Source organism: Turicibacter sp. (assembly GCF_017941855.1).
In the GTDB taxonomy this organism is placed as follows: Bacteria; Bacillota_I; Bacilli_A; order MOL361; family Turicibacteraceae; genus Turicibacter; species Turicibacter sanguinis.
The window spans coordinates 1-4,651 of sequence record NZ_JAGAVR010000116.1; the positions used below are offsets into that span (position 1 = coordinate 1).

3 protein-coding genes are annotated in these 4,651 nt (G+C 34.8%); 2 read left to right on the forward strand and 1 reads right to left on the reverse strand.

The genetic code is table 11. The features are described 5' to 3' along the window. The first annotated feature begins 111 nt into the window (after nucleotides 1-111). Nucleotides 112-807: an ABC transporter ATP-binding protein gene (locus tag J6D32_RS12750; protein ID WP_287467733.1), complete on the forward strand. Its 696-nt coding sequence runs from the start codon at nucleotides 112-114 to the stop codon at nucleotides 805-807. Nucleotides 808-894: 87 nt separating this feature from the next. Here the strand turns inward: J6D32_RS12750 and J6D32_RS12755 are convergent, their stop codons facing one another. Next, nucleotides 895-2,874 (reverse strand): penicillin-binding transpeptidase domain-containing protein, encoded by a 1,980-nt coding sequence (locus tag J6D32_RS12755; RefSeq protein ID WP_287467732.1) that lies wholly within the window; start codon nucleotides 2,872-2,874, stop codon nucleotides 895-897. Nucleotides 2,875-3,148: 274 nt separating this feature from the next. Here J6D32_RS12755 and J6D32_RS12760 point away from each other — a divergent pair, with 274 nt between their 5' ends. Next, nucleotides 3,149-4,456: an IS1380 family transposase gene (locus J6D32_RS12760; protein ID WP_055275552.1), complete on the forward strand. Its 1,308-nt coding sequence runs from the start codon at nucleotides 3,149-3,151 to the stop codon at nucleotides 4,454-4,456. Nucleotides 4,457-4,651: the final 195 nt, after the last annotated feature.

Sequence of the window (4,651 nt, forward strand, 5' to 3'; positions counted from 1 at the left end):
AGAGTGATTTGAAATAATGATAGTAGTCAATAACTTAGAATTTTCATATGATTCATCAAAACAATTATTGAATGATGTGAATATCAAAATCAAAAAGGTAAAATAACAACTATTTTAGGTCCTAATGGAAGTGGGAAGTCAACCTTATTAAGTTTATTATCTGCTATTAATAAACCTAAAAAAGGTAATATTTTAATTGATAATCAAGCGATACAGGAGATGAAACATAAGGCACTAGCTAAGAAGATAGCGACTGTTCATCAACAAAACGAAGTGCCAAGTGATTTGACTGTCGAAGAGCTTGTGCAATTTGGTAGGGTGCCACATCAAAACTATTTTCAACGATCAGATTCAGAAGATTGTGAGATTGTTGAGTGGGCGATGGAAAAAACTAAAGTTAAGCATCTTCAATCTAAAGCTGTGATGAGTTTATCAGGTGGTGAGCGTCAACGCGTCTTTATTGCGATGGCACTTGCACAAAAAACACCTATTTTATTCTTGGATGAACCAACAACTTATCTAGATATCTATCATCAATTAGAAGTGTTAGAATTAGTTAAAGAATTAAATCGAGATGAGGGATTAACTGTTGTGATGGTTCTACACGATATTAATCAAGCATTAAAATATAGTGATGAAGTCATTGTCATGAAACAAGGAAAAGTGATTAAATCTGGCTTAACAAACGAAGTACTTACTATAGATTTATTAAAAGAAGTTTACCAAATCACAGGCTTTATCGAGACATTACATGATGAAACATTTTTTATTCCATTAAAATATGAAACTAATGAATTAAAATCCTAGCAAGACTGCTAGGATTTTTTTTGAAAGCTAAAGTATAAAAAAACTTACAGAGCGTTTCTGTAAGTTTTCTTAAGCGTTAAAAGCTATTTATTTTAAATAATCGACAAGGACTTCTTTAACCATTGAGACAACGCCGAGTGTTCCCACTCCTTCTTGGACATCTTCTACAACCATGGCAATGGATACGTTAGACGAATCTAAATCTGTTGCAATAAACCATCCATTTTCGCTTCCTGTTTCACCTTGAGATGATTTGATCTCAGCTGTTCCTGTTTTTCCAGCTAATTTAATTCCATCAATTTTAGCTAAATGTCCAGTTCCATCACTATCTTCAACAACTGCACTAAAGGCATCTTGTAGGATAGAAAGATTTTGTGTTGAAATGACTGACTCTTTAAGAACACTCGGTTGGTGATTATCGGTCAAAATAAGAGTGGGAGCCATAATGTTTCCGCTATTTGATAAAGCACTGTAAGCAAGTGCCATGTTTAATGTTGAGACCATGATTTCTCCTTGTCCATATCCTGTATCTGCAAGAAGAATATCACGATTAAGCGTTCCATTATTAGAAATTTGACTCTGTTTGATTGGATAGCCAATGGCTAAGTCTGTTCCAATAGTAAATTGTTCGGCTCCTTTAATCAGTGCCTCACTTCCCATTTCAAGAGCATTGATCCCGAAATAAATATTGTCCGAATATTTAACAGCTTCTTTTAAAGCAACGTTTGTTTGAGCATTAATCCGTCTAATATGATAATTTCCCCAGGAGCTATCTTTTTGCCACTCCTTCCCATTGATTGTTTTGATTTCAATTGGATCAAGCGTTCCATTTTCGAGTCCTGTTGCTGCTGTGATTAATTTAAATGTAGAACCTGGTGAGTAAAGAGCAGCAAAACGATTTTTTTCATCGGCGAACTCGATATCTTCACGGTGTTGTTGTTCGCTTTTTGTCATATAAGTTGTAAACCAATTGGAATTATAAGATGGTGAGCTAACTAAGGCTAGAATATCACCCGTTGTTGGATCGACGGCTGTTGCTGAACCTTTTTCACCATTCATTTTTTGATAGACAGTTGTTTGTAAATAAGAATCGATAGAAATTTTGATATCTTCTCCATGTTGTGCTTCTTTTAAAGCAAGAGTTTCAACCTTAGTACCATCGCGTTCAATATAAATTTCAACTCCGTTAATTCCTCTTAGTGTTGTCTCATATACTTGTTCAAGTCCGGCCTTTCCGACCATTGAGGTTGTTGTATAAACGCCTTCTTCATCTGCTTTTAGTTCTTCTTCGCTAATAGGTCTAATATATCCTAATAATCGCCCGAATGCTTCATCATTTTTATAGATTCGACCTTGCTTACTTTGCGTTAAGATTCCTTCTTTACGACGATTTTCTAATAATGGTAATTTAGGAGAATCTGAAAGTAAATCCACAATAGGGACAAAATAGTCTGGATTTGAATTCGCAGCTAATTTTTTTGTAATGGTCTCTTCGCTAATATCTAATACATTAGCCAACTCTTTAATTTTATTATCTCTGTTCTCCTCATCAAAAATAGCAGGGTGGATTCCAATTGTAATCAGTGTGCCATCTGATGCGAGTGCTTCTCCATTTCGATCAAGGATGCTTCCGCGATTTGCAGTTTGAGTGCTGACTCTGACCTTATCACCACTTTCCATCATCGGGAAAATTAAGCTCTCTGACCAAATGACTTTTAACTCTTTATCCTCTTTTATAAAAGGAAGTTCAAAATCAGAACGATTGACTTCTCCTGCAACAGTATCCATTGTTAATGAGAAAGGAATCACCTTATTTTCAGTATCAATTTCTCCCATTTCAAGGTCAATGTTGCAGGCCTTAATTCCTGAATAAATATTTGTATATCTGGTTATAAAATCTTCTTTTGTTATTGCTTGTTGTGACTCACTGCTTAATAAAAGATATAAACCTTCATAATCTTCATTTACCAATTTTTCTTCAAAGCTTTCAAATAACAATTTTTCAGCATCTGATGAACAACCGGTTAAGAGTAAGGCACAAAATGCTATAATTCCTAGAACTCTCATTATAATCCTCCTTTTGTTAATTTTCTTTATTATGTAAAGTTATACCATTTTTAGAAAAGGAATTAAACGATATTTACTTAATCATCTTCCTAATCTTATATAAACCTAAATTATTCACTATAAAAATGTAAAAAGCGTTGAGTCCTTAGTGGAATCAACGCTTTTTCTTTATTTTTTATTTCACCTTTTAAGTGAAGCATTTTACTATGAAAATAATCTCTCTTTTGATATCGTTTTAATCGCCAAACCAAAACTAAGGAGAGATTACATTTTTATGATACATCAAGAACAACTTCGTTTCAATAAAAAGATTAAATTTAATTTCAAGGGTGGGGATTTAACGTCGGATGCAGGACTGTTGTTAATCCAAGAATTTATGCATCACATGAAGTTTCCAGAACTCTTAAAACAGTATTTTTATTTAGAGACTGATCAGGCGATTCGAACTCATACGAATCACGACCTCTGTCTCCAACAAATTTATCAAACCATTGCTGGTTATCACTGTGCTGATGATGCGGATGAGTTACGAGTTGACCCTTTATTAACTACTTTGCTTGATAAGCCCTCGTTAGCTTCTCAACCGACTTTATCTCGTTTTACTCATCGATTGACGAAGGAAACAAGCAAGCAATTTGAACTCATCAATCAAAAACTATTATCGCAATTTTATCAAGTCGAAACGCCTAATCATTTTATTTTTGATGTGGATTCCACTCATTTTCAAACCTATGGTCATCAATATGGGAAGGCCTTTAATGCCCACTATCAAGCACAAGGCTTTCATCCTCTCATGGTTTTTGATGGAATGACTGGAGACTGTTTAAAAGTTGAGCTTCGTGCGGGGAATGTTTATACCTCACGAAATATCGTTTCTTTTATCGGTCCCTTATTATCACACTATCAAAAGAGGTTTCCATCGAGCTATCGAATCGTTCGCGGAGATAGTGGATTTGCTCATAAGGAACTGTATAAGTTATGCGAAACGTTAAACACAAACTATGTGATCCGTTTAAAGGCAAATGCTACTCTCTATCGTTTAGCTAAAGAAGTAATGGATGTTTTTTTGGAAGAGTGTTCACTTCAATATTCTCAACAATTCTATGGGGAGTTTGAGTATCAAGCAAAAAGTTGGGATCGGCCAAGACGTGTCATCGTTCAAGTGAGACGAAAAGCAGGCGAACTTATTCCCGATTATTTATTTTTAGTGACGAACATGGAAACAAGACCGGAGATGGTTATCAGTCTATACGCTAAACGTGGGACGATGGAAAACTATATCAAAGAGTGTAAAAATGGATTTAGAATGGATAAAGTCAGTCATAAGCACTGGATGACAAATGTTAACCGAATTCAACTCATGGTGTTAGCTTACAATCTCATCAATGGATTCAGACGATTAACATTACCTCATGAGTTTTCTAAGATGCAGATTGAAACCTTACGGATCAAACTCATTAAAATCGCTGCCAAGCGAGTGAAACAATCACGAAGAATCATGTTCAAACTCTGTAGTCACCATCCTTACAAAGAAGTTTTCCATCATTGTTTAAAAACGATTCAGGCCATTCAGTTAGAGTAAGTGACTGAAGTCGTTCTTTGAAAATGAGATATTTTTTAGAGAAACACATCACCAAGGGGGGAGTCTACCCTTTTTTAGAGATTTGGAGTATCAATTGACTCAAATTTAAAATCAAAACGATAAAAAGCTGTGGTTTAGACTAAAATTTAGTCTGTCCACAGCTTTTTTTGAATGGTCATGAATAATTCAGGATAA